This window comes from Streptomyces sp. SID13726 (assembly GCF_010548375.1).
Lineage (GTDB): Bacteria > Actinomycetota > Actinomycetes > Streptomycetales > Streptomycetaceae > Streptomyces.
Map to the genome: position 1 here is coordinate 1 of NZ_JAAGLY010000736.1, position 401 is coordinate 401.

A 401-nucleotide genomic window follows, 5' to 3' on the forward strand; every position below is an offset into this window, starting at 1 on the left:
CTAGCGTGGTCGGCATGATCGAGCTTGAGGGCCTTACCAAACGATTCGGCGCGAAGACCGCCGTGGACCACCTCAGCTTCCAGGTCAGACCGGGGGTGGTGACCGGCTTCCTCGGCCCCAACGGGGCCGGGAAGTCCACGACCATGCGCATGATGCTCGACCTCGACAACCCGACCAGCGGTACGGTCAGGATCGACGGGAAGCACTACCGGGAACTGCCGGAGCCGCTGAAGCACATCGGTGCGCTGCTGGACGCGAAAGCCATGAACGGCGGCCGCAGCGCTTACAACAACCTTCTCTGTCTTGCCCAGTCGAACCGCATCCCGGAGCGCCGGGTCGCGGAGGTGCTGGATCTTGTCGGGCTGACGGCCGTGGCGAAGAAGAAGTCGAAAGGATTTTCG

Annotated in this window: 1 protein-coding gene; it reads left to right on the forward strand. The window is 64.1% G+C overall.

Features of this window, described 5'->3' with window-relative positions; all coding sequences use genetic code 11:
- Nucleotides 1–14: 14 nt before the first annotated feature.
- On the forward strand, nucleotides 15–401 hold a 387-nt coding region (locus tag G3I78_RS50025), incomplete at its 3' end, for an ATP-binding cassette domain-containing protein (protein WP_164437323.1).